Source organism: Teichococcus aestuarii (genome assembly GCF_003116135.1).
GTDB classification, from domain to species: domain Bacteria; phylum Pseudomonadota; class Alphaproteobacteria; order Acetobacterales; family Acetobacteraceae; genus Pseudoroseomonas; species Pseudoroseomonas aestuarii.
The window spans coordinates 388,733-409,517 of sequence record NZ_PDOA01000002.1; the positions used below are offsets into that span (position 1 = coordinate 388,733).

The 20,785-nt window shown below is 72.9% G+C and carries 18 protein-coding genes; 8 read left to right on the forward strand and 10 right to left on the reverse strand.

Going from position 1 to position 20,785, the window contains the following annotated elements:
• The first annotated feature begins 76 nt into the window (after positions 1–76).
• The 5 genes from mnmE to CR165_RS04830 all read left to right on the forward strand — a co-directional run bounded on the left by mnmE (position 77) and on the right by CR165_RS04830 (position 5,609).
• A complete protein-coding gene (mnmE, locus tag CR165_RS04810; protein ID WP_109515811.1) occupies positions 77–1,393 on the forward strand; it encodes a tRNA uridine-5-carboxymethylaminomethyl(34) synthesis GTPase MnmE in 1,317 nt (438 codons plus the stop codon).
• 71 nt (positions 1,394–1,464) lie between these two features.
• Positions 1,465–3,336, forward strand: a complete 1,872-nt coding sequence (mnmG, locus tag CR165_RS04815) for a tRNA uridine-5-carboxymethylaminomethyl(34) synthesis enzyme MnmG (RefSeq protein WP_109515812.1) — start codon at positions 1,465–1,467, stop codon at positions 3,334–3,336.
• Positions 3,333–3,956 carry a 16S rRNA (guanine(527)-N(7))-methyltransferase RsmG gene (gene rsmG, locus CR165_RS04820; protein WP_109515813.1) on the forward strand — a complete coding sequence of 208 codons (624 nt, stop codon included), beginning with the start codon at positions 3,333–3,335 and terminating at the stop codon, positions 3,954–3,956. The genes mnmG and rsmG overlap by 4 nt, the downstream gene beginning before the upstream one ends.
• On the forward strand, positions 3,943–4,749 hold the full coding sequence (locus CR165_RS04825; protein WP_109515814.1) for a ParA family protein: 807 nt from the start codon (positions 3,943–3,945) through the stop codon (positions 4,747–4,749). The genes rsmG and CR165_RS04825 overlap by 14 nt, the downstream gene beginning before the upstream one ends.
• On the forward strand, positions 4,746–5,609 hold the full coding sequence (locus tag CR165_RS04830; protein ID WP_109515815.1) for a ParB/RepB/Spo0J family partition protein: 864 nt from the start codon (positions 4,746–4,748) through the stop codon (positions 5,607–5,609). Before CR165_RS04825 ends, CR165_RS04830 begins: the two co-directional genes overlap by 4 nt.
• A 5-nt stretch (positions 5,610–5,614) precedes the next feature.
• On the opposite strand, the gene holA is transcribed toward CR165_RS04830, so the two are convergent.
• The 6 genes from holA to CR165_RS04860 form a co-directional block, all read right to left on the reverse strand.
• Entirely contained in the window at positions 5,615–6,652 is a 1,038-nt protein-coding gene (gene holA / locus CR165_RS04835; protein ID WP_109515816.1) for a DNA polymerase III subunit delta, read from the reverse strand.
• Between the two features lie 94 nt (positions 6,653–6,746).
• A complete protein-coding gene (gene lptE, locus CR165_RS04840; protein ID WP_181378001.1) occupies positions 6,747–7,325 on the reverse strand; it encodes an LPS assembly lipoprotein LptE in 579 nt (192 codons plus the stop codon).
• Positions 7,291–9,873, reverse strand: coding sequence for a leucine--tRNA ligase (gene leuS, locus CR165_RS04845; protein ID WP_109515818.1), 2,583 nt, complete (start codon positions 9,871–9,873; stop codon positions 7,291–7,293). Before leuS ends, lptE begins: the two co-directional genes overlap by 35 nt.
• A 159-nt stretch (positions 9,874–10,032) precedes the next feature.
• On the reverse strand, positions 10,033–10,527 hold the full coding sequence (locus CR165_RS04850; RefSeq protein WP_367604200.1) for a DUF3576 domain-containing protein: 495 nt from the start codon (positions 10,525–10,527) through the stop codon (positions 10,033–10,035).
• Between the two features lie 160 nt (positions 10,528–10,687).
• On the reverse strand, positions 10,688–11,989 hold the full coding sequence (locus CR165_RS04855; protein ID WP_109515820.1) for a porin: 1,302 nt from the start codon (positions 11,987–11,989) through the stop codon (positions 10,688–10,690).
• Between the two features lie 116 nt (positions 11,990–12,105).
• Complete coding sequence (locus CR165_RS04860; protein WP_245906112.1) at positions 12,106–12,774, reverse strand: thiamine phosphate synthase; 669 nt, start codon at positions 12,772–12,774, stop codon at positions 12,106–12,108.
• A 3-nt stretch (positions 12,775–12,777) separates the two neighbouring features.
• On the opposite strand from CR165_RS04860, the gene CR165_RS04865 reads away from it, so the two are divergent.
• Together CR165_RS04865 and CR165_RS04870 are read left to right on the forward strand one after the other, a co-directional pair.
• The gene (locus CR165_RS04865) at positions 12,778–13,449 is read left to right on the forward strand and encodes a YggS family pyridoxal phosphate-dependent enzyme (RefSeq protein ID WP_109515821.1); all 672 of its coding nucleotides are present in this window, start codon (positions 12,778–12,780) and stop codon (positions 13,447–13,449) included.
• A gap of 72 nt (positions 13,450–13,521) precedes the next feature.
• Positions 13,522–13,833: a putative quinol monooxygenase gene (locus tag CR165_RS04870; protein WP_245906113.1), complete on the forward strand. Its 312-nt coding sequence runs from the start codon at positions 13,522–13,524 to the stop codon at positions 13,831–13,833.
• A 37-nt stretch (positions 13,834–13,870) separates the two neighbouring features.
• Here CR165_RS04870 and CR165_RS04875 read toward each other — a convergent pair whose 3' ends face one another.
• On the reverse strand, positions 13,871–14,695 hold the full coding sequence (locus CR165_RS04875; RefSeq protein ID WP_109515823.1) for an NADPH-dependent oxidoreductase: 825 nt from the start codon (positions 14,693–14,695) through the stop codon (positions 13,871–13,873).
• 154 nt (positions 14,696–14,849) lie between these two features.
• Between CR165_RS04875 and CR165_RS04880 the strand changes: the two genes are divergently transcribed.
• A complete protein-coding gene (locus CR165_RS04880; RefSeq protein WP_109515824.1) occupies positions 14,850–16,193 on the forward strand; it encodes an LLM class flavin-dependent oxidoreductase in 1,344 nt (447 codons plus the stop codon).
• Positions 16,194–16,206: 13 nt separating this feature from the next.
• On the opposite strand, the gene CR165_RS04885 is transcribed toward CR165_RS04880, so the two are convergent.
• From CR165_RS04885 to CR165_RS04895, 3 genes are read right to left on the reverse strand one after another with little or no spacing between them, the layout of a single operon-like run.
• The gene (locus tag CR165_RS04885; protein WP_109515825.1) at positions 16,207–16,776 is read right to left on the reverse strand and encodes a helix-turn-helix domain-containing protein; all 570 of its coding nucleotides are present in this window, start codon (positions 16,774–16,776) and stop codon (positions 16,207–16,209) included.
• A 58-nt stretch (positions 16,777–16,834) separates the two neighbouring features.
• Entirely contained in the window at positions 16,835–18,607 is a 1,773-nt protein-coding gene (locus CR165_RS04890; RefSeq protein ID WP_109515826.1) for a hydantoinase B/oxoprolinase family protein, read from the reverse strand.
• Positions 18,608–18,623: 16 nt separating this feature from the next.
• Positions 18,624–20,684: a hydantoinase/oxoprolinase family protein gene (locus CR165_RS04895; RefSeq protein WP_109515827.1), complete on the reverse strand. Its 2,061-nt coding sequence runs from the start codon at positions 20,682–20,684 to the stop codon at positions 18,624–18,626.
• Positions 20,685–20,785 lie beyond the last annotated feature (101 nt).

Sequence of the window (20,785 nt, forward strand, 5' to 3'; positions counted from 1 at the left end):
CGGGGCGGCCGTCGCCGCCCCGGCGGAGGTCCAGGGGGCGGCGCCCCCTGGCCGCGCTTGAAAGATATCTGCACCCATGTCCTTCGACACCATCTTCGCCCTGGCGTCCGGCGGCGGCCGCGCGGCCGTCTCGCTGCTGCGCCTCTCCGGCCCCGGCAGCGGCGCCGTCCTCGACCGGATCGCCGGTGGCCGCCCCGCGCCGCGCCTGGCCAGCCTGCGCCGCCTGCGCCACCCCGAGAGCGCCGAGCTGCTGGACGAGGCGCTGGTGCTCTGGTTCCCCGGCCCGCGTTCCTACACGGGCGAGGATGCGGCGGAGCTGCACCTGCATGGCGGCCGCGCCGTGCTGGAGGGGGTGACGGCGGCGCTTCTGGCCTGCGGCGCACGCCCCGCCGAGCCGGGCGAGTTCACCCGCCGCGCCTTCCTCAACGGCCGCATGGACCTGACGGAAGCGGAAGGCATCGCCGACCTGATTGCCGCCGAGACCGCGGCGCAGCGGCGGCAGGCGCTGCGGCAGGCGGGGGGCGCCCTGGCCGTGCGTTACGCCGGCTGGGCAGAGCGGCTGACGCGGCTGCTGGCGCACCAGGAGGCGGCCATCGAGTTCGCCGAGGATGGGCTGCCGAACACGCTGGAGGCGGAGGTGCGGCGGGAAGGCGCGGCGCTGGCCGCCGAGATCGGCGCGCATCTGGCGGATGGCGGACGCGGCGAGCGGCTGCGGGAAGGGCTGTGGGGCGCCATCGTCGGCGCGCCGAATGCCGGGAAGTCCTCGCTGCTGAACGCGCTGGCGGGGCGGGAGGCGGCCATCGTCTCGGCCCGTGCGGGCACCACGCGGGACATCGTGGAGGTGCGGCTGGAGCTGGGTGGCGTGCCGGTCTGGCTGGCCGACACCGCCGGGCTGCGCGAGACGCCGGACGAGATCGAGGCTGAGGGGGTGCGCCGCGCCCGGCGGCGGGCGGAGGAGGCGGACCTGCTGATCGCCGTCTTTGCCGCCGACCAGCCGCCCGATGCGGAGACGCTGGCGCTGCTGGCCCCCGGCACGCTGGTGGTGGCCAACAAGACCGATCTGGCGCCGGCGCCGGCCGCGATCGGCGGCCAAGCGCCCATCGCCCTCTCGGCGCGGGACGGGGAGGGGCTGGCGGCCTTGCGGGCGGCGCTGGAGGCGGTGGCGGCCGAGCGGGCCGGGCTTTCCGAGGAAGCCAGCCTGACCCGGCCGCGCCACCGCGCCGCGCTGGGCGAGGCGGCGGCCTGGATCGAGGAGGCCATCCGCGCCCCCTTGCCGGAACTGGCGGCCGAGGCGCTGCGCGCCGCGCTGCGCGCGCTCGGACGGCTGACCGGACGGGTGGGGGTGGAGGCGGTGCTGGACGTGGTGTTCGGGGATTTCTGCATCGGCAAGTGAGGCTGCCGGCCGCGCAGCTTTTTGCAGCCGCCTCGCCCGGCGCCGGCCACTTCCTGCTATAGGGTGCCGCCATGCGCGAGAATTCCTTCGATGTGGTGGTGGTGGGCGGCGGCCATGCCGGCACCGAGGCCGCCGCGGCCGCCGCCCGCTGCGGCGCCCGCACGCTGCTGCTGACCCACAAGCTTGAGACCCTGGGCGAGATGTCCTGCAACCCCGCCATCGGCGGGGTGGGGAAGGGACACCTGGTGCGCGAGGTGGATGCGCTGGACGGGCTGATCGGCCGTGCCGCCGATGCCGCCGGCATCCACTTCAAGCTGCTCAACCGCAGCAAGGGGCCGGCGGTGCGTGGGCCGCGCGCCCAGGCGGACCGGGCGCTCTACCGCCGGGCCATCCAGGCGCTGCTGGCGGCGCAGCCGGGCCTGACCATCCGCGCCGTGGCGGCGGAAGGGATGGAGCGTGATGCCGCCGGGCGCGTCGTGGCGGTGCTGACCGCCGATGGCGCGCGCATCGCCTGCGGCGCGCTGGTCATCACCGCCGGCACCTTCCTGCGCGGGGAGATCCACATCGGCGAGACGCGCATCCCGGCGGGGCGGGTGGGGGATGCCCCCTCGGTCGGGCTGGCGGTGGCGCTGGAGGCGCTGGGCCTGCCGATGCGCCGGCTGAAGACCGGCACGCCGCCACGGCTGGACGGCCGCAGCATCGACTGGGCAGGCCTCGAGATGCAGCCGGGCGATGCCGAGCCGGAGCCGCTTTCCTGGATGACGGAGCGCATCGGCAACCCGCAGGTGGAATGCGGCATCACCGCCACCACGCCGATGGGTCATGCGCTGATCCGCGCCAACCTGCACCGGGCGCCGATCCATTCCGGGCAGATCCAGGGGGTGGGGCCGCGCTACTGCCCCTCGATCGAGGACAAGGTGGTGCGCTTCGCCGAGCGGGAGCGGCACCAGATCTTCCTGGAGCCGGAGGGGCTGGACGACCCGACCATCTACCCGAACGGCATCTCCACCAGCCTGCCCGAGGATGTGCAGCGCGTCTTCCTGGCCACCATCCCCGGGCTGGAGAAGGCGGTGGTGCTGCGCCCGGGCTATGCCATCGAGTACGACCATGTGGATCCGCGCGCCCTGCGCCCGACGCTGGAACTGCGCGACGTGCCAGGGCTGTTCCTGGCGGGGCAGATCAACGGCACCACCGGCTATGAGGAGGCGGCGGCGCAGGGGCTGCTAGCCGGCCTCAACGCGGCGGCGCTGGCGGGCGGCATGGCGGAGGAGCGGGTGCTGGCCCGCACCGAGGCCTATCTTGGCGTGATGGTGGACGACCTCGTGCTGCAGGGCGTCAGCGAGCCCTACCGGATGCTGACGGCGCGCTCCGAGCACCGGCTGGCGCTGCGGGCCGACAATGCCGGGCTGCGCCTGACCGCCAAGGGCATCGGCTGGGGCGTGGTGGGGCCGGAGCGCGCCGCCCGCTTCCGCGCCTTCGAGGCGGCGGTGGCCGAGGCCCTGGCGCGGGCCCGGACCGAGGGCGGCAGCCCGGCGGCGCTGAAGGCGGCCGGCATCGCCATCAACCAGGATGGCCGTTGGCGCAGCCTGCTGGAGGTGCTGGCCCTGCCGGAGGTCGCGGCCGGGGCGGTGGATGCGGTCTTCCCCTGGCTGCGGGACCTTCCGCCGGGCGTGCGGGCCCAGGTGGAGGCAGAGGCGCTCTACGCCCCCTACCTGCAGCGCCAAGCCGCCGAGCTGCGGCTGCTGGAGAAGGAGGAGCGCACCGCCATCCCGCGCGGCATGGATTTCTCCGCTATTCCCGGCCTCTCCAATGAGATGCGTCAGCGGCTGATCGTGGCGCAGCCCGCCACGCTGGGCGGCGCCGGGCGTGTGGCCGGCATCACCCCTGCGGCGCTCGCGGCGCTTGCCGTGCATCTGCGCCGCCAGACGGAGCGTTTCACGTGAAACAGGATCTGCACGACACTCTGCCCCCTCCGGCCGTTTCACGTGAAACAGAGGCGCGGCTGGAGCGCTTCCTGGCGCTGCTGCTGCGCTGGAATGCCCGCATCAACCTGGTGGCCAGCCAGGACCCGGCCGTGCTGCGCCAGCGGCATATCCAGGATTCTCTCCAACTCCTGCCGCTGCTGCCGGAGGGGGAAGGGCCGATGGCCGATCTCGGCTCCGGCGGTGGCTTCCCCGGGCTGGTCCTGGCCATGGCCGTGCGCCGCCCGGTGCATCTGGTGGAGTCCGACCGCCGCAAGGCCGCCTTCCTCCAGGCCGCCGCCGCCGAGCTGGGGCTGGCGCATGTCACGGTCCATGCCGCCCGCATCGAGGCGGTGCGCCTGCCGCCCCTCGCCGTGCTGACCGCCCGCGCCCTGGCGCCGCTGGAGAAGATGCTGCCCTGGGCCCAGGCCCTGCTGGCGCCCGATGGCGTCGCCGTGTTCCCGAAAGGGCAGGGAGCCGAGGCGGAAATCGAGGCCGCCACCGGGGCGGGCTGGACAATGGCCCTGCAGCGGTTCAAGAGCAGCACCGACCCGAACGCCACCATCCTTCGCATGTCTGGAATCCACCGTGCCGGCGAATAAAACCCTCCGCCGCATCGCACTCGCCAACCAGAAGGGCGGGGTGGGCAAGACCACCACCGCCATCAACCTCGCCACCGCGCTCGCCACCAAGAAGCGCGTGCTGGTCATCGACCTGGACCCGCAGGGCAACGCCTCCACCGGCCTCGGCATGCAGCGGGGCGAGCGCGGCCAGGGCAGCTATGCCCTGCTCGTCGGCCAGAAGCCGCTGGCCGAGCTGATGCGCCCCACCAAGGTGCCCGATCTCTTCCTGCTGCCCGCCGACAACGACCTCGCGGGTGCCGAGATCGAGCTGGTGGGCATGGACCAGCGCGAGCACCGCCTGCGCCTGGCGCTGGAGGCCGGCGCCGACACGCTGCGCGACTTCGACTTCATCCTGATCGACTGCCCGCCCTCGCTCGGCCTGCTGACGCTGAACGCGCTGGTGGCGGTGGAATCCGTGATGATCCCGCTGCAGACGGAGTTCTTCGCGCTGGAGGGCGTCTCGCAGATCACCCGCACCATCGACCGGGTGAAGCGCGTGCTGAACCCGGCCCTGTCGCTGGATGGCATCGTGCTGACGATGTTCGACCGCCGCAACAATCTCTCCGAGCTGGTGGCGGCCGATGTCCGCGCCTTCTTCCGCGAGCGCGTGTTCGAGACCGTCATCCCGCGCAACATCCGGGTCAGCGAGGCGCCCTCGCACGGGTTGCCGGTGCTGCTCTACGACCCGCGCTCCACCGGGGCGCAGGCTTACATCCAGCTGGCCGCGGAGCTGCTGCGGCGTGAACGGGCGAGGGGGAACAAGGCCGCATGAGTGGACGCAAGCCGCCCCGGCTGGGCATGGGGCTCTCCGCCCTGCTGGGCGATCAGAACGCCGCCACCCCCGCCTCGCCGGGCGCCAGCATTCCGCGCACCCTGCCGGTGGAGGCGATGGAGCCCGGCCCCTTCCAGCCGCGCGGGCCGATCGACCAGTCCGGCCTCGCCGAGCTGGCGGCCTCGATCCGCGAGCATGGCGTGCTGCAGCCCATCCTGGTGCGGCCGAAGCCGGGGCAGCCGGGGCATTACCAGATCATCGGCGGCGAGCGCCGCTGGCGCGCCGCCCAGCTGGCGCAGCGGCACGAGGTGCCGGTCTTCGTCCATGAGCTGGACGACCGCATGGCGCTGGCCGCCGCGCTGGTCGAGAACCTGCAACGCCAGGACCTGAACGCGCTGGAGGAGGCGCAGGGCTACCAGCGCCTCTCCGACGAGTTCGGCCTGACGCAGGACGCGCTGGGCCAGGCCGTCGGCAAGAGCCGCAGCCATGTGGCCAACACGCTGCGCCTGCTGGCCCTGCCGCCCAAGGTGCGGGAGATGCTAGCCCGTGGCAGCCTCTCCGCCGGCCATGCCCGCGCCCTGCTGACGGCGCCGGACCCGGTGAAGCTGGCCGAGCTGGTCGTCACCCGCGGCCTGAACGTGCGGCAGACCGAGGCGCTCGCCGCATCTGCCGAGAAGCTGAAGCCGGGCCCCGGTCCCATCTCCGCCGACGCCGACACCAAGGCGCTGGAGCGCGACCTGATGACCCGGCTGGGCCTCAAGATCGCCATCCAGCACGGCAAGAAGGGCGGCAAGGTGACCATCGCCTATCGCGATCTCGACCAGCTGGACGGGATCGTGCGGCTGCTCTCGCCGCAGTAGCGGCCTCAGCCGCGCCGGCGCAGCGCCAGGGCCTGCCGGGCCAGGGCCAGGATCGCCTGCTGCGCCACCACACGGTCCGGGATCGGGCGGGCGGCGGAGCCGGACTTGCCGCGCTTCTCCGCCTCCAGCAGGGCGGTGCCGGCGGACTCCAGCTGGGCCGGGGACCAGAGACGCAAGGCGCGCTCGAAGGCCGGCTTCAGGCGGAAGAAAACGGGCGGGCGCAGCCCCTCCATCGCGGCATTGGCCTGCTGCCCGCCGGCCATGGCCAGCGAGGCCAGGTGCAGCCGCTGCACATGCCGCAGCGCCGCCCGCAGCACCATGATCGGGCTGGCGCCCTCGGAGAAGGCGGCCTCCAGCGCGCGGTCCGCCACCGGAATGTCGCCCGCCGTGGCGGCCACCAGCGCCTCGTCCAGATCCAGGGTGGAGCCTTCGCCGGCGCAGGCCAGCACATCCTCCTCCGAGAGGCGGCCGCCCTGGCCGGCATAGAGCGCCAGCTTCTCCACCTCGCGCCGCAGCAGCATACGGTCCTCGCCCAGGCGGGAGGCCAGCCAGTCCAGCGCCGCCGGCTCGGCCGAGACGCCCTGCTCCTGCAACAGCCGCGCGATGCTGCCGGCCAGCTCCGCGCCGCGCTCGCGGTAGCAGGGAATGACGGCGGCGCTGCCCATCGGCTCCAGCAGCGCGCGCAGCTTGGCGCGGGCGGTCAGCTCGCCCGCCTCCAGCACCAGCAGCGCCTCGCCGGGGCCCACCAGCGCCTCCTTCACCGCACCGGCCAGCGCATCCGTGGCGTCGCGCACCCGCACCAGGCGGCGCCCGCCGGTCATCGCCAGCGCTGCCATCTCGCCCGCCAGCGCCCCGGGCCGCGCCGCGGCCTCGCGCGCCAGCTCCGCCAGCCGGAACGGATCGTTGCCGCCCACCACACGGGCCACCAGCGCCTCGGCGCGCTCCTGGATCAGCCCCGCATCGTCCCCGTGCAGCAGGACCGCGCGCGTGGCGCCCGGATCGGCGAGGAAGGCTGCGACGCGACGCGGATCGAGCTTGGCCATCGGCTCCCCAGCCGCGCGTGCCCCGGGCACCGCGCGAAAACGGATGGAAACAGGAAGATGAGCCGGGAAAGATCCTTTCCCCGGCCGTGCCGCCTCAGCCGGCGCGCCCCGCCCGCAGCTGGACGGAGAGCCGCAGCACGATGTCGTCCGCGAGCTGTTCCACCAGCCGCCGGATCGTGGCGTCGCGCGAGGCATCGGCGGCGAAGAACTGGTTGTCGGGGATGTTGAAGGAGTCGAAGGCCCGCTCCGTCCCCTGCGCCAGCGTGGCCGGCGGCGGCCCCTGCGAGACCAGCAGCCAGCTCGCCGTGGCATTGTAGCGCAGCCGGGTGGGCGTGCCGTCGCGCCGGAAGCCTTCCGGCTCGGCGCCGAACTGCAGCCCGACGCGCAGCTCCTGCGTGGGCGCGGCCTGCCCGGCGCCGCCCAGGCGCTCCTGCAGGGCGCGGCGCAGCATCTGGCCGCTGCGCTCCGGGATCAGCGCCACCTGGGTGGAGGCGAGGACCTGCCGCACCGCCGGGTCGGACGCCGCCGCCTGCCCCTGCGGCCCATAGACGGGGCTGAAGCCGCAGCCCGCCAGGGAGAGCGCCCCGGCGGCGCAGAACGCCGCCAGCGCCCGCCTGGAAGGCTTCGTGGCCCTGGTGTCAGACGACGAAGTTGACGATGCGGCCCGGGACATGGATGCGCTTCCTGATGGGGCGCCCCGCAATGGCGCGTTGGACATTCTCCTCCGCCTCCGCCAGGGCGAAGACGGTGGCCTCGTCGGTGCCGACGGGCACCTCGATGGTGGCGCGCAGCTTGCCCAGCACCTGCACCGCCAGCGTCAGGCTGTCGGCGCGGGTCAGCGCCTCCTCGGCCTCCAGCCAGGGCAGGTTGGCCACCAGCCCGGCGCCGGGGCGGAGCATGGACCACAGCTCCTCGGCCAGATGCGGCATCATCGGGCTGACCAGCCGCGCCACGGCCTCCAGCGCCTCGCGCCGGGCCGCGCCATCCTCCGCCGCGCCCTGCTCGATGGCGTTGGCGAACTCATGGATGCGCGCCACGGCGACGTTGAAGGAGAAGCTCTCCAGCGCCTCCGTCACCGCCTGGATGGTGCGGTGGGTGGCACGGCGCAGCGCGCGGGCGGCGCCCTCGGCGGGCACGGCGCCCGGCGGCGGCAGCCCGTCCGCCGCGTTGTTCACCAGCCGCCACAGCCGCTGGGTGAAGCGCGAGGCGCCCGAGACGCCGGATTCGGTCCACTCCATGTCCCGGTCCGGCGGGTTGTCGGAGAGGATGAACCAGCGCGCCGTGTCCGCGCCGTAATGGTCGATGATGGCGCCGGGATCGATCGTGTTGCGCTTCGACTTCGACATCTTGTCGTTGCGCGAGACGGTGACGGCGAGGCCCGTGGCCTTGTCCGTGGCGCTGCCATCGGCTGCCACGTCCACCTCGTCCGGCGCCAGCCAGCGGCCATCCTGCGCCTTGTAGGAGGCGTGCTGCACCATGCCCTGGGTGAACAGCCCGGCGAAGGGCTCCGGCGTGCCGAGCTGCCCCATGCCGTGCAGCGCACGGGTGAAGAAGCGCGAGTAGAGCAGGTGCAGGATGGCGTGCTCGATGCCGCCGATATACTGGTCCACCGGCAGCCAGCCATTGGCGGCCTCGGCCACCAGCGGCGTGGCGGCCTTCGGCGCCGTGAAGCGGGCGAAATACCAGGACGAATCGACGAAGGTGTCGAAGGTGTCGGTCTCGCGCCGCGCCGCCGCGCCGCATTGCGGGCAGGCGACGTGCTTCCACGCCGGGTGGTGGTCCAGCGGGTTGCCGGGCTTCGAGAAATCCACATCCTCCGGCAGCGTCACCGGCAGCTGGTCCGCCGGCACCGGCACGGTGCCGCAGGCCTCGCAATGGATCACCGGGATCGGGCAGCCCCAGTAGCGCTGGCGGGAGACGCCCCAGTCGCGCAGGCGCCAGTTCACCACGCCGGTGCCGGCGCCCTTGGCCTCCAGCGCGTCGATCGCGGCGCGCTTGCCCTCGGCGGTGCCGAGCCCGTCCAGGAAGCCGGAATTGTAGAGGGTGCCTTCATCCGTGTAGGCGGTCCTGCCGATGGCGAAGCTGGCAGGGTCCTCGCCGGGCGGCAGGATGACCGGCGGCACCGGCAGGCCATACTTGCGGGCGAAATCGAGGTCGCGCTGGTCCCCGGAGGGGCAGCCGAAGATGGCGCCCGTGCCGTATTCCATCAGCACGAAATTGGCGATCCACACCGGGAAGGTGGCGCCCTCGATGAAAGGGTGCGCGACGCGCAGCCCGGTGTCGATGCCGCGCTTCTCCGCCTGCTCGATGGCGGCCTCGGAGGTGCCCAGCGCGCGCACCTCGGCGATGAAGGCGGCGATCTCGGGGTTGGCCTCGGCGGCGGCGGCGGCCAGCGGGTGCTCGGCGGCGACGGCCAGGAAGCTCATGCCGAACAGCGTGTCCGGCCGGGTGGTGAACACCTCGACGCTCTCATGCCCGGCCACCGGGGTGGCGAGCGGGAAGCGCACGCGCGCGCCCTCGCTGCGGCCGATCCAGTTGGCCTGCATCAGCTTCACGCGCTCGGGCCAGCGGTCCAGCGTCTCCAGCGCGGCGAGCAGTTCCGGCGCGTACTTGGTGATGGAGAAGAACCACTGGGAAAGCTTCTTCTTCTCCACCGGCGCGCCCGAGCGCCAGCCGCGGCCGTCGATCACCTGCTCATTGGCCAGCACGGTGTGGTCCACCGGGTCCCAGTTGACCCAGCTTTCCTTGCGCTCCACCAGCCCGGCCTGGAGGAAGTCCAGGAACAGCTTCTGCTGCTGGCCGTAGTAGCTCGGGTCGCAGGTGGCGAACTCGCGGTCCCATTCCAGCGAGAGGCCCATGCGCTTCAGCTCGGCGCGCATGGTGGCGATGTTCTGGTAGGTCCAGGCGGCGGGGTGCACGCCGCGCTCGCGCGCCGCGTTCTCGGCCGGCAGGCCGAAGGCGTCCCAGCCCATCGGGTGCAGCACCTGGTGCCCGCGCGCCCGCTTGTAGCGCGCCACCACATCGCCCAGCGTGTAGTTCCGCACATGCCCCATGTGGATCTTGCCGGAGGGGTAGGGAAACATCTCCAGCACGTAGTATTTCGGCCGGCTGCCATCGGGCACATCCGGCACCTTGAAGCAGTCCTGGGCATCCCAGGCCTGTTGCCAGCGCGGCTCGGCACTGGCGAAGTCGTAGCGGGCGGGCGTGGCTGCGTCGTTCATGGGACCAGGCGATCGATATTCCGGGGGGAAGGGATACGGTCTTGGCGCCGCCATGGGAAGAGCGGCCGGGCCGGAAGCCGTGCGGATCGCCGGGGCCGGACATGACAATGGCGCGCCGGGGGGCGCGCCATCGGGTCGCTCAGGCTGTGCGCGGCGCGTTCAGCGCGCCGCGGTCTGGCTGCGCAGCTCGCGGGCGCGGGCCAGGACCTGGTTCTCCATGTCGGTGTTGGTGCTGGGGGCCACGGGGGCATCGACCCAGGTGCCGTTGCGCTGCTCCTGCCGGAACACCGAGATGCGCACCCCGTCCGAGCGGAGCTGGCGGCCGAGGATATAGGCGGTGGCGCGGAAGCGCTCGCCCGGCGTGGCCGGCGGCGAGTACCAGTCGGTGATGATGACGCCGCCGAACGGGTCCGCCGAGGAGAGCGGCAGGAAGGAGAGGGTGTCGAGCGTGGCGCGCCACAGATAGGCGTTCACGCCCAGCGCGCCGGATTCGCTGGCGCCGCCGCCGCGGCCGGAGCGGTCCGTGCCCATGATGAGCAGGCCGTCCTGCTCGCCGCTCAGCCGGCCCTGCACGCGGGCGCGGCGCGAGTCGTTGTTGTATTCGTCGTTCTCGACGACGCGACCGCTGCTGCAAGCCGCCAATGCCAGGAGCATCAGGGGCGCTGCGGCCAGGGGGCGAAGGTTCAGTGCGGCTCGGGCACGGTGCTTCAGCATGGCGGTCACTTACGTCTGAGGGCCTGCGCTAGGCAAGCGGTAAAAAAAGAAGGGCGGCAGGTTGCCCTGCCGCCCTCCCTTTTCCAATCCCCGAGGGGGATCAGAAGGCGAAGCGGAAGCCGGTCAGGAAGACCTGGCCGTCGACCGAGTTGTTCGCGGTGCCGCGGCCGCCGGTGGCGAAGTTCACGCCGGCTTCCTCGATCTTGTAGGTCGTGTACTCGGCGATGTACTCGATGCCGGGCGAGATGCGGTAGGTGCCGCCGACGCTCAGGCCCTTGTCGGTACGGCCGCCGGTGTTGGCGAGGCCAGCCGTGTTCACGCTCTGCGCGCCAGCCGAGCGGGTCTCGCCGTACTGAGCGCCGACCGTGATCTGGCCCAGCGTGTAGGAGGCGCCGACGTTGAAGGCCTCGTAGCGGCGGTCGTCGTTGACCAGCTTCAGGCGCGGCGTGGCGAAGCCGAGGCCGGCGTCACCGAACAGGTACTGACCGCCGACCAGGAAGCCATAGGCCGACAGCTGCAGGCCGAGGGCGCCCACATTGATGCGGTCGACGCCGAAGCCGTTGGTGTTCTTCACCGCGTCGGCGCCGATGTAGGCGGCCGAGGCGCCGAGGCCCACGCCAGCGAAGCTGCCGCGATAGCGCAGGGCGGCCACGACCTCGTTGCGGCGGCGCGCCGTGGAGGAGCCGAAGGTCTCGATGGAGGCCAGGCGGTCACACGAGGCGTTGCCGGTGGTGCAGCCGGACAGCGGGCCCTCGCCGGTGTTGAAGGCGAAGCTGGCGCCGAAGTCGAAGCCGGCGAACTGCGGCGACATGTAGATGATCTTGGTGTTGTCGCCGGCGTCGGAAGGCTGGCTCAGCGCCGGGGAGTTGCCGGACAGGCTGTCGTAGAAGTCGCCGTCCAGGCCGCCGGTCGCGAAGTTCGCGATCTGGCCGACGCTCATCAGGCCCCAGACGTTGTCTTCGTCACCCATGCGCAGCTGGCCGAAGCTGCCGGCCACGTAGCCCCACACCTCGTCGAGGTCGAGCGAGGTCTTGCTGTTGGTGCCGGAGGTCGCCTGGCGGACGCTGTCGTTCTGGATCTCGACGGCCACACCGTAACGCAGGCCATTGGCGGCCTTGCCGTTGGCGACGATGTGGATCTCGGTCTCTTCCTGGAAGTCGGACTTGCCCTGGTTGAAGCCCGTCCGGCCGGCGCCGGTGCCGGTGCCGTTGTTCAGGTAATCCTGATCGGTGTTCGAGTAGTAGAACCGGAAGAAGCCGCCCAGGCGGACTTCCAGGTCACGATGCGAGGTCATCGCCGGGCCGGCAGCCCGGAACGGGTCGGCACCCTGCGCCATCGCGCCGGTCGAGGCCATGACGACGGCGCCAACCACGGCGGTCGTGCCCAGCAGAATCTTGCGCATCCCAAATCCTCCTCACGCGCCAGGCGGTGCCCGGCTGGTCCCGCGGCCCCCTGTCCCCCTCGACAGGAGTCCGCCATAGGCAGGGCGGACTGTCAGGCCTCGGGGCGGACTATGGTTCAGCCCGATCCGGGCCGGCAATGCTCCGCTTGCAGCCTCCGCGACTTCCTTGAAACACTGTGTCCCGGATGCAACAGGGCCGTGATGGCGGCCAATCCACAGGCTCCGGGCGGGGTGCGGGGGGCGGTTGTGGCCGTGATGCCACCCAGCGCCATGGCCGGCCGCCCGGCCCGCCGCGCCAGCGCGGCCCAGCGCCAGACCCCGAGGCAGGGCGCGCCCGGATGGCTGGGCGTGGCGAAGAGCGGCGAGAGGAACAGGAGGTCGGCGCCCTGCCGGCGTGCCCGCGCGAGGCCCGGCGTGCCATGCGCGGCCGCCGAGAGCAGCGCCCAGGGCGCGCCGGCCCGCCGCGCCAGCCGGAAGGCGGCCATGCCCGGCGGCGGGGCGCGGTCCGGCAGGTGCAGGCCGGCGCGCAGGCGCAGCGCCGCGCGCGGCGTGCCGCCCAGCAGCAGCACGCCGCGCCGCTGCCGTAGCAACCTTGCCAGCCCCGGGAGCAGGGCCGACTCGACCCCGCGCGCCACCACGCCGCTGCCGCGCGGCAGCGCCGCCGCCGCCGCGCGCGGGTCTGGCAGGCGGGCCGGGTCGCTGAACAGCCAGAGCCGGGGCAGCCGGCCACGTCCCTCGGCCCGCGCCGGCTTGAGCCGCGCCGCCACCGCTCCTAGGCTTCGCACACCATGTCCTCCATCTCCGACAATCTGAAGCGCATCCAGGACCGCATCGCCAGCGCCTGCGCCGGCTGCGGCCGCGACCCGGCCTCCGTGACGCTGGTGGCGGTGTCGAAGTTCCATCCGGCCGAGTCGGTGGCGGAAGCCCTGGCCGCCGGCCAGGCCACCTTCGGCGAGAACCGCGTGCAGGAGGCGGCGGGCAAGTTCCCCGCCCTGCGGCCGGGGCATCCCGGCCTCAGGCTGCACATCATCGGCGCGCTGCAGACCAACAAGGCGCGCGACGCGGTGCGCGTGGCCGATGTCATCGAGAGCCTGGACCGGCCCAGGCTGGCCCAGGCCCTGGCCGAGGCGATGGCGCGCGAGCAGCGCCGCCCCGGCCTGCTGGTGCAGGTGAACACCGGGCGGGAGCCGCAGAAGGCCGGCATCGCGCCGGAGGCGCTGGAGGATTTCCTCGGCCTCTGCCGGGAGACGCACGGCCTGCCGGTGGAGGGGCTGATGTGCATCCCCCCCGCCGATGAGGACCCGGCCCCGCACTTCGCCCTGCTGGCCGCGGCGGCGGCGCGACTCGGCCTCCGCACCCTGTCCATGGGCATGAGCGGGGATTTCGAGGCGGCCATCGCGCACGGCGCCACCCATGTGCGGGTGGGCACGGCCATCTTCGGCCACCGCCCGGCGATGTGAGGGGCCGGGCGCGGCGTCTTGGCGGCGGCGGCGGGTGGACATAGCCTGCCGCCTCCACAAGAAGCACCGGAAATGTCCCCCATGATCCATGTCATCGCCATCATCACCGCCAAGCCCGGCCAGCGCGAGGCGGTGCTGGCGGAGTTCCGCGCCAACATCCCCGCCGTGCTGGCCGAGGATGGCTGCATCGAGTACGGCCCGGCCATCGACGCGCCCAACTCCCCCGCCAGCTTCGGCGAGGACAGCTTCGTGGTGGTGGAGAAGTGGGCCAGCCCCGAGGCGCTGAAGGCGCATGCCCGCTCGCCCCACATGCTGGCCTATGGCGAGCGGACGAAGGAGATGGTGGCCGGCCGCGTCATCCATGTCCTGAACCCCGCCGCCTGAGGCTGTCCCGCCTCAGGCTGTGCCTCTGGGGGCGCGCTCAGCGCAGCGGGAAGCCCAGCGCCCGCAGCGCGCCCTTCAGCCCGTCCCGCCCGTGCAGCGCGCGGGTGCTTCCCAGCCGGGCCAGCACGCGCTCCGTCCAACGATAGGCGGACATCTCGTTCCGGGCGCTGAAGGCCCCGAGCGCCGAGTCGTAGGCGGCGCGATGGGCTTCCTCGCCGCAGCTGTCATAGCGCTCGTGGTGCAGGATGGCGGGCTGCGGCAGGCGGGGCTTCACCTCGGCCGGCTGCGCCGGGTCGGCATGGCCCACGCACAGGCCGAACACCCCCACGGCGCCGGGCGGCAGGTCCAGCTCCGCCGCCACCGCCCGCACGTCGTTCCGCAGCGCACCAATATATACGGTGGACAGGCCGAGCGACTCGGCGGCCACCGTCGCGTTCTGCGCCGCCAGCCCGGCATCGAGCGCCGCTACCAGGAAGGTCTCCAGGTAGGGCAGGCCCTCCAGCGTCCGGCCTTCCGCCTCGGCCAGCCGCGCCGTGCGGGAAAGGTCGGCGATCCACACCAGGAAGAGCGGGCACTGCTCGATATGCTTCTGGCCGTTGGCCACGGCGGCGAGGCGCGCCTTGCGGGCCGGGTCGGTCACCGCCACCACCGACCAGGTCTGCAGGTTGGAGGAGGTGGCGGCCGATTGCGCGGCGGCCACCAGCGTCTCCAGCGTGCCCTCCGGCAGCGGGTCCGGCCGGTAGGCGCGGACGGAGCGGTGGGCCAGCAGCGCGTCGATCACCGGGCTCCAGGGGCCGGCGGCGGGGATGTGGCCGTCGCCATAGCGGGCGGCGAGGGCGGCTTGGTTGGGGGTGTCGGTCATCCGTGTCTCCGAGTCGGTTCGGCGAAGCTCAGCGGATGCGGAAGGCGGGCGCCAGCCCGGGGCAGCGGCCGGGAACAAATGGCCTGTCGCATCGGAGACGAAAATCTCTCATAGTGGACATCCGCCAGAAGCCGCAGATCCCCGGGAGCCGTCCATGCCGCGTGAACTCCGCCTCAATGCCTTCGACATGGCCTGCATCGGCCATATCCAGCAGGGGATGTGGACGCATCCACGCGACACCAGCCTGCACTACAACCGGCTGGACCACTGGATGGATCTGGCCCGCACCCTGGAGCGCGGCCTGTTCGACGGGCTGTTCCTGGCCGATGTGCTGGGCATCTACGACGTGTATGGCGGCAGCCCGGAGGCGGCGCTGCGCGGCGCGGTGCAGGTGCCGCTGCTCGACCCGGCGATGCTGGTGCCGGCCATGGCAGCGGCCACCACCCATCTCGGCTTCGGCATCACCTGCAACCTGGCCTATGAGCAGCCCTTCCTCTTCGCCCGCCGGATGTCCACGCTGGACCACCTGACGCAGGGGCGGATCGGCTGGAACATCGTCACCGGCTACCTGGACAGCGCCGCCCGCGCCATGGGCTTCGACCGGCAGATGGCGCATGACGACCGCTACGACCTGGCCGACGAATACATGGAGGTCGTCTACAAGCTCTGGGAAGGCAGCTGGGACCAGGACGCGGTGCGCGCCGACCGCGGGGCCGGCCTCTACGCCGAGCCCTCGAGGGTACGGCCGATCCGCCACCAGGGGCGGCAGTTCCAGATGGAGGCGATCCATCTCTGCGAGCCCTCGGCCCAGCGCACGCCGGTGCTCTACCAGGCCGGCGCCTCGGACCGCGGCCGGCGCTTCGCCGCCACCCATGCGGAATGCGTCTTCGTCAATGGCGGCAAGCCGGAGCCGGTGGCGGCGCTGGTGGCCGACCTCCGCGCCCGCGCGGGCGGGCGGGCGCTGAAGGTGTTCGCCGGCGCCACCGTCATCGCCGGCCGCACCGAGGCCGAGGCGCGCGACCTGCTGGAGGAATATCGCCGCCACGCCAGCGTGGAGGGGGCGCTCGCCCATGCCTCCGCCTCGCTCGGCATCGACTTCGCGAAATACGGCATGGACGAGCCGATCGAGGCGGGCCCCACCCAGGCCATCCAGTCCAATGTCACGGCGATGAAGCAGGCGGCGGGGCCGGTCTTCACCAAGCGGAAGCTGATCGACCAGTTCGTGCTGGGCAGCCGGCAGCCACCCATCGTCGGCAGCGCGGCGCAGGTGGCGGAGCGGCTGATCGGCTGGGCCGAGGCCGCCGATGTGGACGGCTTCAACCTCTCCCGCACCGTGCTGCCGGAAGGGCTGGAGCAGTTCGTGGCGCTGGTGGTGCCGGAGCTGCAGGCGCGCGGCGCCTTCAAGACCGCCTATGCCCCCGGCACCTACCGGGAGAAGCTGTTCGGCGCCGGGCCGCTGCTGGCGGCACCGCACCCGGCGGCGGCGCTGCGCGGCTGAGGGCGCGGCCGGCTCACCGCCGCAGCAGCACCACCACGTAGCGGCAGGGCAGGGGCCCGGGGTTCTCGTAGCGGCAGGCATCGGGCGGGCCGAAGCGCAGGCAATCCCCCGGGTGCAGCACATGCAGGCTGCGCCCCTGGGTGAAGTGCAGCACGCCCTCCAGCAGCAGCAATTGCTGGTCCTGGATGAAGGCGAAGGCGGCGGCGGGGTAGTCCACCGCCTGGCCGGGCGGCAGCTCGCCCCAGATCAGTTCCAGCGGCGTGGGCGGGCCGGCGGTGGGGGTCAGGGCGCGGCGGATGAAGCCGGTTTCCGGGTCCTGCCAGACCGGCTGCGCCTCGGCCCGCGCCAGCAGCCCGGCGCCCTGCTCGGCGCGGGCCAGGAGCTGCGAGAGGCTGAGGCCGAAGGCGCCGGAAAGGCGGCCCAGCAGCGCCGCCGTCGGGCTCACCTCGTCGCGCTCGATCTTGCTGATCATCGCCTTGGAGACGCCGGAACGCTCCGCCAGCTCGGCCAGCGACCAGCCGCGCGCCTCCCGCTCGGTCTTCAGGCGCTGGGCGAGCTGGGAGGAGCTTTCATGCAGGGGCATGCCGGGAGGGTAGCAGCAAGGCCGGGGAATGAATTCCCCGGACCCCTTCTTTTTTCTGTCAGTTCGCGGCGCGCAGGGTGGCGGTGGCGGCCTCGTCCACCACGCCGCCCGCGATCGCCACGCCGTAGTCGCGGCGCGCGGTCTCCACCGAGACCAGGCCGTCCAGCACATCCTCCAGCACCCGCGCGGGGTCGCGCTTCAGCGGGTCGCCATAGCCGCCACCGGCGGGGCCGTAACAGATAAAAGTGTCGCTGGCCTTCACGGCGCGGTGCGGCACCTTGGAGGGCAGCGAGTCCTCCGTGCCGTCCGGGTGGCGCAGGGTCAGGCGCGCGGTGACGCCGGGGGCGCCGCCGAGGAAGCCCCAGGGGCGGTGCGCATGGCCCTCGCCCTCCACCGAGGTGCCGGCATCGGTGAGGAAAGCGATCTCGCGCACCGAGCCGAGGCCACCGCGCCACTCGCCGGCACCCGCCTCGTCCTCGCGCAGCTCGTAGCGCAGCACGCGCAGCGGCAGGTGGGTCTCGATGTCCTCGATCGGGTTGTTGCGGGTGTTGGCGTAGAGCGTGTCCACCGCGTCCATCCCGTCCTGGCCGGGGCGGCCGCCATAGGCGCCCTCGAAGATCTCCATGTGCACCCAGTGGCCTTCCTCCTTCAACCCGGAGAAGGCGATGACCTTGAGGTTGCCGATGCCGGCCGAGACCTGCCCCGGCACCGCCTGCGCCAGCGCCTTCATCACCGTGTCGGCCAGCTGGTTGCCGGGGCAGAAGCGGGCGATGGTGGGCGCCGGGAAGCGCGGATTGGCCAGGCACCCCTTCGGCGCCACGATGCGGATGGGGCGCGTGAGGCCCTCGTTCACCGGCACATGGCCATGCACCGCCGTGTCCAGCAGCACGGAGCGGACGGTGAGCCACACCGCCACGTCCACCGTGCCGTGGAAGGGCATGTTGATCGGCCGGTCATCCACCTGCGGCGCGGTGCCGGTGAGGTCCACCACCAGCTCGTCGCCCTGCCGCGTGACGGTGGCGACGAGGGGCAGGTTGCTGCGCGCCGGGTCGTCCAGGTAGCCGTCGATGACGGTCTCGGCCCGGAAGCTGCCCTCGGGCAGCGCGGCGATGGCGCGGCGCATCAACTGCTCCGCCTGGTCCAGCATGGCGGCGCAGGCGGCGCGGAAGCCTTCCAGCCCGTGCCGCGCCACCAGCGCCGCCATGCGCTCGGCGCCGATGCGGCTGGCTGCCACCTGCGCCTCCATGTCGCCCACCACCAGCTCCGGCGCGCGGAGGTTGTCGCGCAGGATCTGCCACACCGCGTCGTTCCGCACGCCGCCCGCATAGACCTTGATGGCCTTGAACTGCAGCCCTTCCGCATAGGCGTCGATCGCCTCGACGATGCCGCAGGAGCCGGGCGTCTGCGCGCCGATGTCGAGATGGTGCGCGGTGGTGGCGCTGAAGCCCACCAGATGCTCCGCGCCCGACTGATCCACGTGAAACACCGGCACGATGAAGGCCACGTCCGGCCCGTGGCTGGCGCCGCCATAGGGGTCGTTGTGCATGATCACGTCGCCCGGGCGCAGCCGGTCGCCGCGCCTGGCCAGCGTCGCCAGCACCGCCTTCACATAGCCGGGGATGGGGCCGGATTGCAGCGGCGTGGACTGCGCCGATTCCGCCAGCCCCTGGCCGGTGGCGTCCGTCAGCGCCGCGCCGAAATCCTCCGATTCGCGGATGATGGAGGAATAGGCCATGCGCATCAGCTTGTAGCCCACCTCCACCGCGATGGTCTCCAGCGCGCCCTGCACGACGCTGACGGTGACGGGATCGATGCGGCTCGTCTCGGTCATGGCGTTGCGTCCCGCGTCAGAGGGTGATCAGGAGGTTGCCGCCGGCCTCGGCGGTCAGGGTGCAGCCGGGCGGCACCACCGTGGTGCTGTCCGTCTGCAGCACGATGGCCGGGCCGGGGATGGGCTGGCCCACCGGCAGCGCCTCGCGCCGCAGGAAGGGAGTGTCGTGCGCCTCCGGCGCGGTGGGGGTGCCGAAGACGACGCGCCCGGTCCTCACCGTGGCCTCCGCCAGCGAGCCGCCCGCGCGCGGCGGCGGCGCGCCGAGATGCGGGCGCGGAATGGCGCCGGTCAGCCGCAGGTTGACGATCTCCACCGGCCGCTCGGGGAAGGCGTGGCCGTATTCCGCCTTGTGCTGGGCGTGGAAGCGCCCGAACAGCGCCGTGGCGTCCGCCGCCTCTCCGGCGGGGAAGGGCACGCGCAGCTCGTAGCCCTGGCCGGCGTAGCGGAGATCGGCGGCGCGGGTGAAGCGGGCGGTCTCCACCGGCAGGGCGTCCGCGGCGAAGCGGGCGGTGATCTGCGCCTCCATCGCGGCGAAGTCGTCGGCGATGCGCGCCGGGTCCAGCGCGGTGGAGAGCTGGAAGCAGGTGCGCACCGCATCGGCGCTGAGGTCGGTGGTCAGCAGCCCCATGGCGGAGGTGATGCCGGGGTGCGGCGGCACCAGAACCTCGCGCCCCTCCAGCATCCGCGCCACCTCCACCGCCTGCAGCGGGCCGGCGCCGCCGAAGGCCACCAGCGCGTAGCCGCGCGGATCGATGCCCTTCTGCACGGTGCGGCTGCGGATGGCGTTGGCCATGTTGGCGTTGACGATGGTGAGGATGCCGAGCGCCGCGCCCTCCATCGTCAGCCCCAGCTCCGCGGCGAAGGTGCCGACGACGCGGCGCGCGGCCTCGGCATCCAGCGCCATCGCGCCCCCCAGGAAGTTCTCCGGGTCCAGCCTTCCGAGCACGATGTTGGCGTCCGTCACGGTGGGGCGCTGGCCGCCGCGGCCATAGCCCGCCGGCCCCGGCTGCGCCCCCGCCGATTGCGGCCCGACGCGGAAGGCGCCCCCCGCATCCCGCCGCGCGATGGAGCCGCCGCCGGCGCCGATGGTGTGGATGTCGATCATCGGCACCAGCAGCGGGAAGCCGGCGATCCAGGTGTCGCGCGCCGAGGCCTCGCCGAATGTTCCATCCGAGACGATGGCGATGTCGGCCGAGGTGCCGCCGATGTCGAAGGTGATGAGGTCGCGCCGGCCGGAAAGCGCCCCCGCCCAGGCGCCGCCCAGCACGCCGGCGGCGGGGCCGGAGAGCATGGTCAGCACCGGCTGCTCCGCCACCATGGCCACCGAGGCGACGCCGCCGGTGGAGCCCATCACCTGCAGGTCGCCCGAGACGCCCGCCTCCTTCAGCCGGGTGGCGAGGCGGGAGACATAGTCGCGCACCTTCGGCCCGACGAAGGCGTTCATCGCCGCCGTGGTGAAGCGCTCGAACTCGCGGAACTGCGGCGCCACCTCGGCCGAGGTGGTGACGAAGGCCTCCGGGTATTCCTCGGCCACGATGGCCCTGGCGCGCAGCTCGTGCGCCGGGTTGAGGTAGGAGAACAGGAAGCAGATGGCGATGGCCTCGACGCCCTCGGCCTTCAGCGCGCGGGCGGCGGCGCGCACCTCGTCCTCGTCCAGCGGGGTCAGCACGTCGCCGGTGGGCGGCACCAGCCGCTCCGTCACGCCGATGCGGTGGCGGCGCTTCACCAGCGGGCGGGACTGCCACGGGATCTGCTGCTGGATGGAATAGTGCTCCGGCCGCTGGTGCCGGCCGATATGCAGCACGTCCCGGTAGCCGCGCGTGGTGATCAGCCCGGTGAGCGCGCCGCGGTGCTCCAGCACGGCGTTGGTGGCGATGGTGGTGCCGTGCAGCACCTGGTCCACCGCGCCGGGCGCGATGCCCGCCCGCGCGCACAGCTCCACCACGCCCTGGGTGACGCCGATCGACGGGTCGGCATTGGTGCTGGACACCTTGTGGATGACGCTGCGGCCGGTTTCCGTGTCCGCGAGCACGAGATCCGTGAAGGTTCCGCCGACATCGACGCCGATCAAGCGCATGGAGTCTCCCCCGTCCATTGTTCGCGGTGCCTGCTGGCAAGCCTTGTGCCAGGAGGCTGGACGCGGCGTGGCGCGGCGGCAAGGGGGAGGAGGCGGCGCCG

Bases quoted from the DNA above. Each gene is read 5' to 3' on its own strand.
- CR165_RS04850 (WP_367604200.1), bottom strand. From the start codon at position 10,527: ATGCTCCTGGCATTGGCGGCTTGCAGCAGCGGTCGCGTCGTCGAGAAC.
- mnmG (WP_109515812.1), top strand. From the start codon at position 1,465: ATGCGCGAGAATTCCTTCGATGTGGTGGTGGTGGGCGGCGGCCATGCC.
- CR165_RS04865 (WP_109515821.1), top strand. From the start codon at position 12,778: ATGTCCTCCATCTCCGACAATCTGAAGCGCATCCAGGACCGCATCGCC.
- holA (WP_109515816.1), bottom strand. From the start codon at position 6,652: ATGGCCAAGCTCGATCCGCGTCGCGTCGCAGCCTTCCTCGCCGATCCG.
- lptE (WP_181378001.1), bottom strand. From the start codon at position 7,325: ATGTCCCGGGCCGCATCGTCAACTTCGTCGTCTGACACCAGGGCCACG.
- CR165_RS04895 (WP_109515827.1), bottom strand. From the start codon at position 20,684: ATGCGCTTGATCGGCGTCGATGTCGGCGGAACCTTCACGGATCTCGTG.
- mnmE (WP_109515811.1), top strand. From the start codon at position 77: ATGTCCTTCGACACCATCTTCGCCCTGGCGTCCGGCGGCGGCCGCGCG.
- CR165_RS04885 (WP_109515825.1), bottom strand. From the start codon at position 16,776: ATGCCCCTGCATGAAAGCTCCTCCCAGCTCGCCCAGCGCCTGAAGACC.
- leuS (WP_109515818.1), bottom strand. From the start codon at position 9,873: ATGAACGACGCAGCCACGCCCGCCCGCTACGACTTCGCCAGTGCCGAG.
- CR165_RS04890 (WP_109515826.1), bottom strand. From the start codon at position 18,607: ATGACCGAGACGAGCCGCATCGATCCCGTCACCGTCAGCGTCGTGCAG.
- CR165_RS04875 (WP_109515823.1), bottom strand. From the start codon at position 14,695: ATGACCGACACCCCCAACCAAGCCGCCCTCGCCGCCCGCTATGGCGAC.
- CR165_RS04880 (WP_109515824.1), top strand. From the start codon at position 14,850: ATGCCGCGTGAACTCCGCCTCAATGCCTTCGACATGGCCTGCATCGGC.
- CR165_RS04870 (WP_245906113.1), top strand. From the start codon at position 13,522: ATGTCCCCCATGATCCATGTCATCGCCATCATCACCGCCAAGCCCGGC.
- CR165_RS04830 (WP_109515815.1), top strand. From the start codon at position 4,746: ATGAGTGGACGCAAGCCGCCCCGGCTGGGCATGGGGCTCTCCGCCCTG.
- CR165_RS04855 (WP_109515820.1), bottom strand. From the start codon at position 11,989: ATGCGCAAGATTCTGCTGGGCACGACCGCCGTGGTTGGCGCCGTCGTC.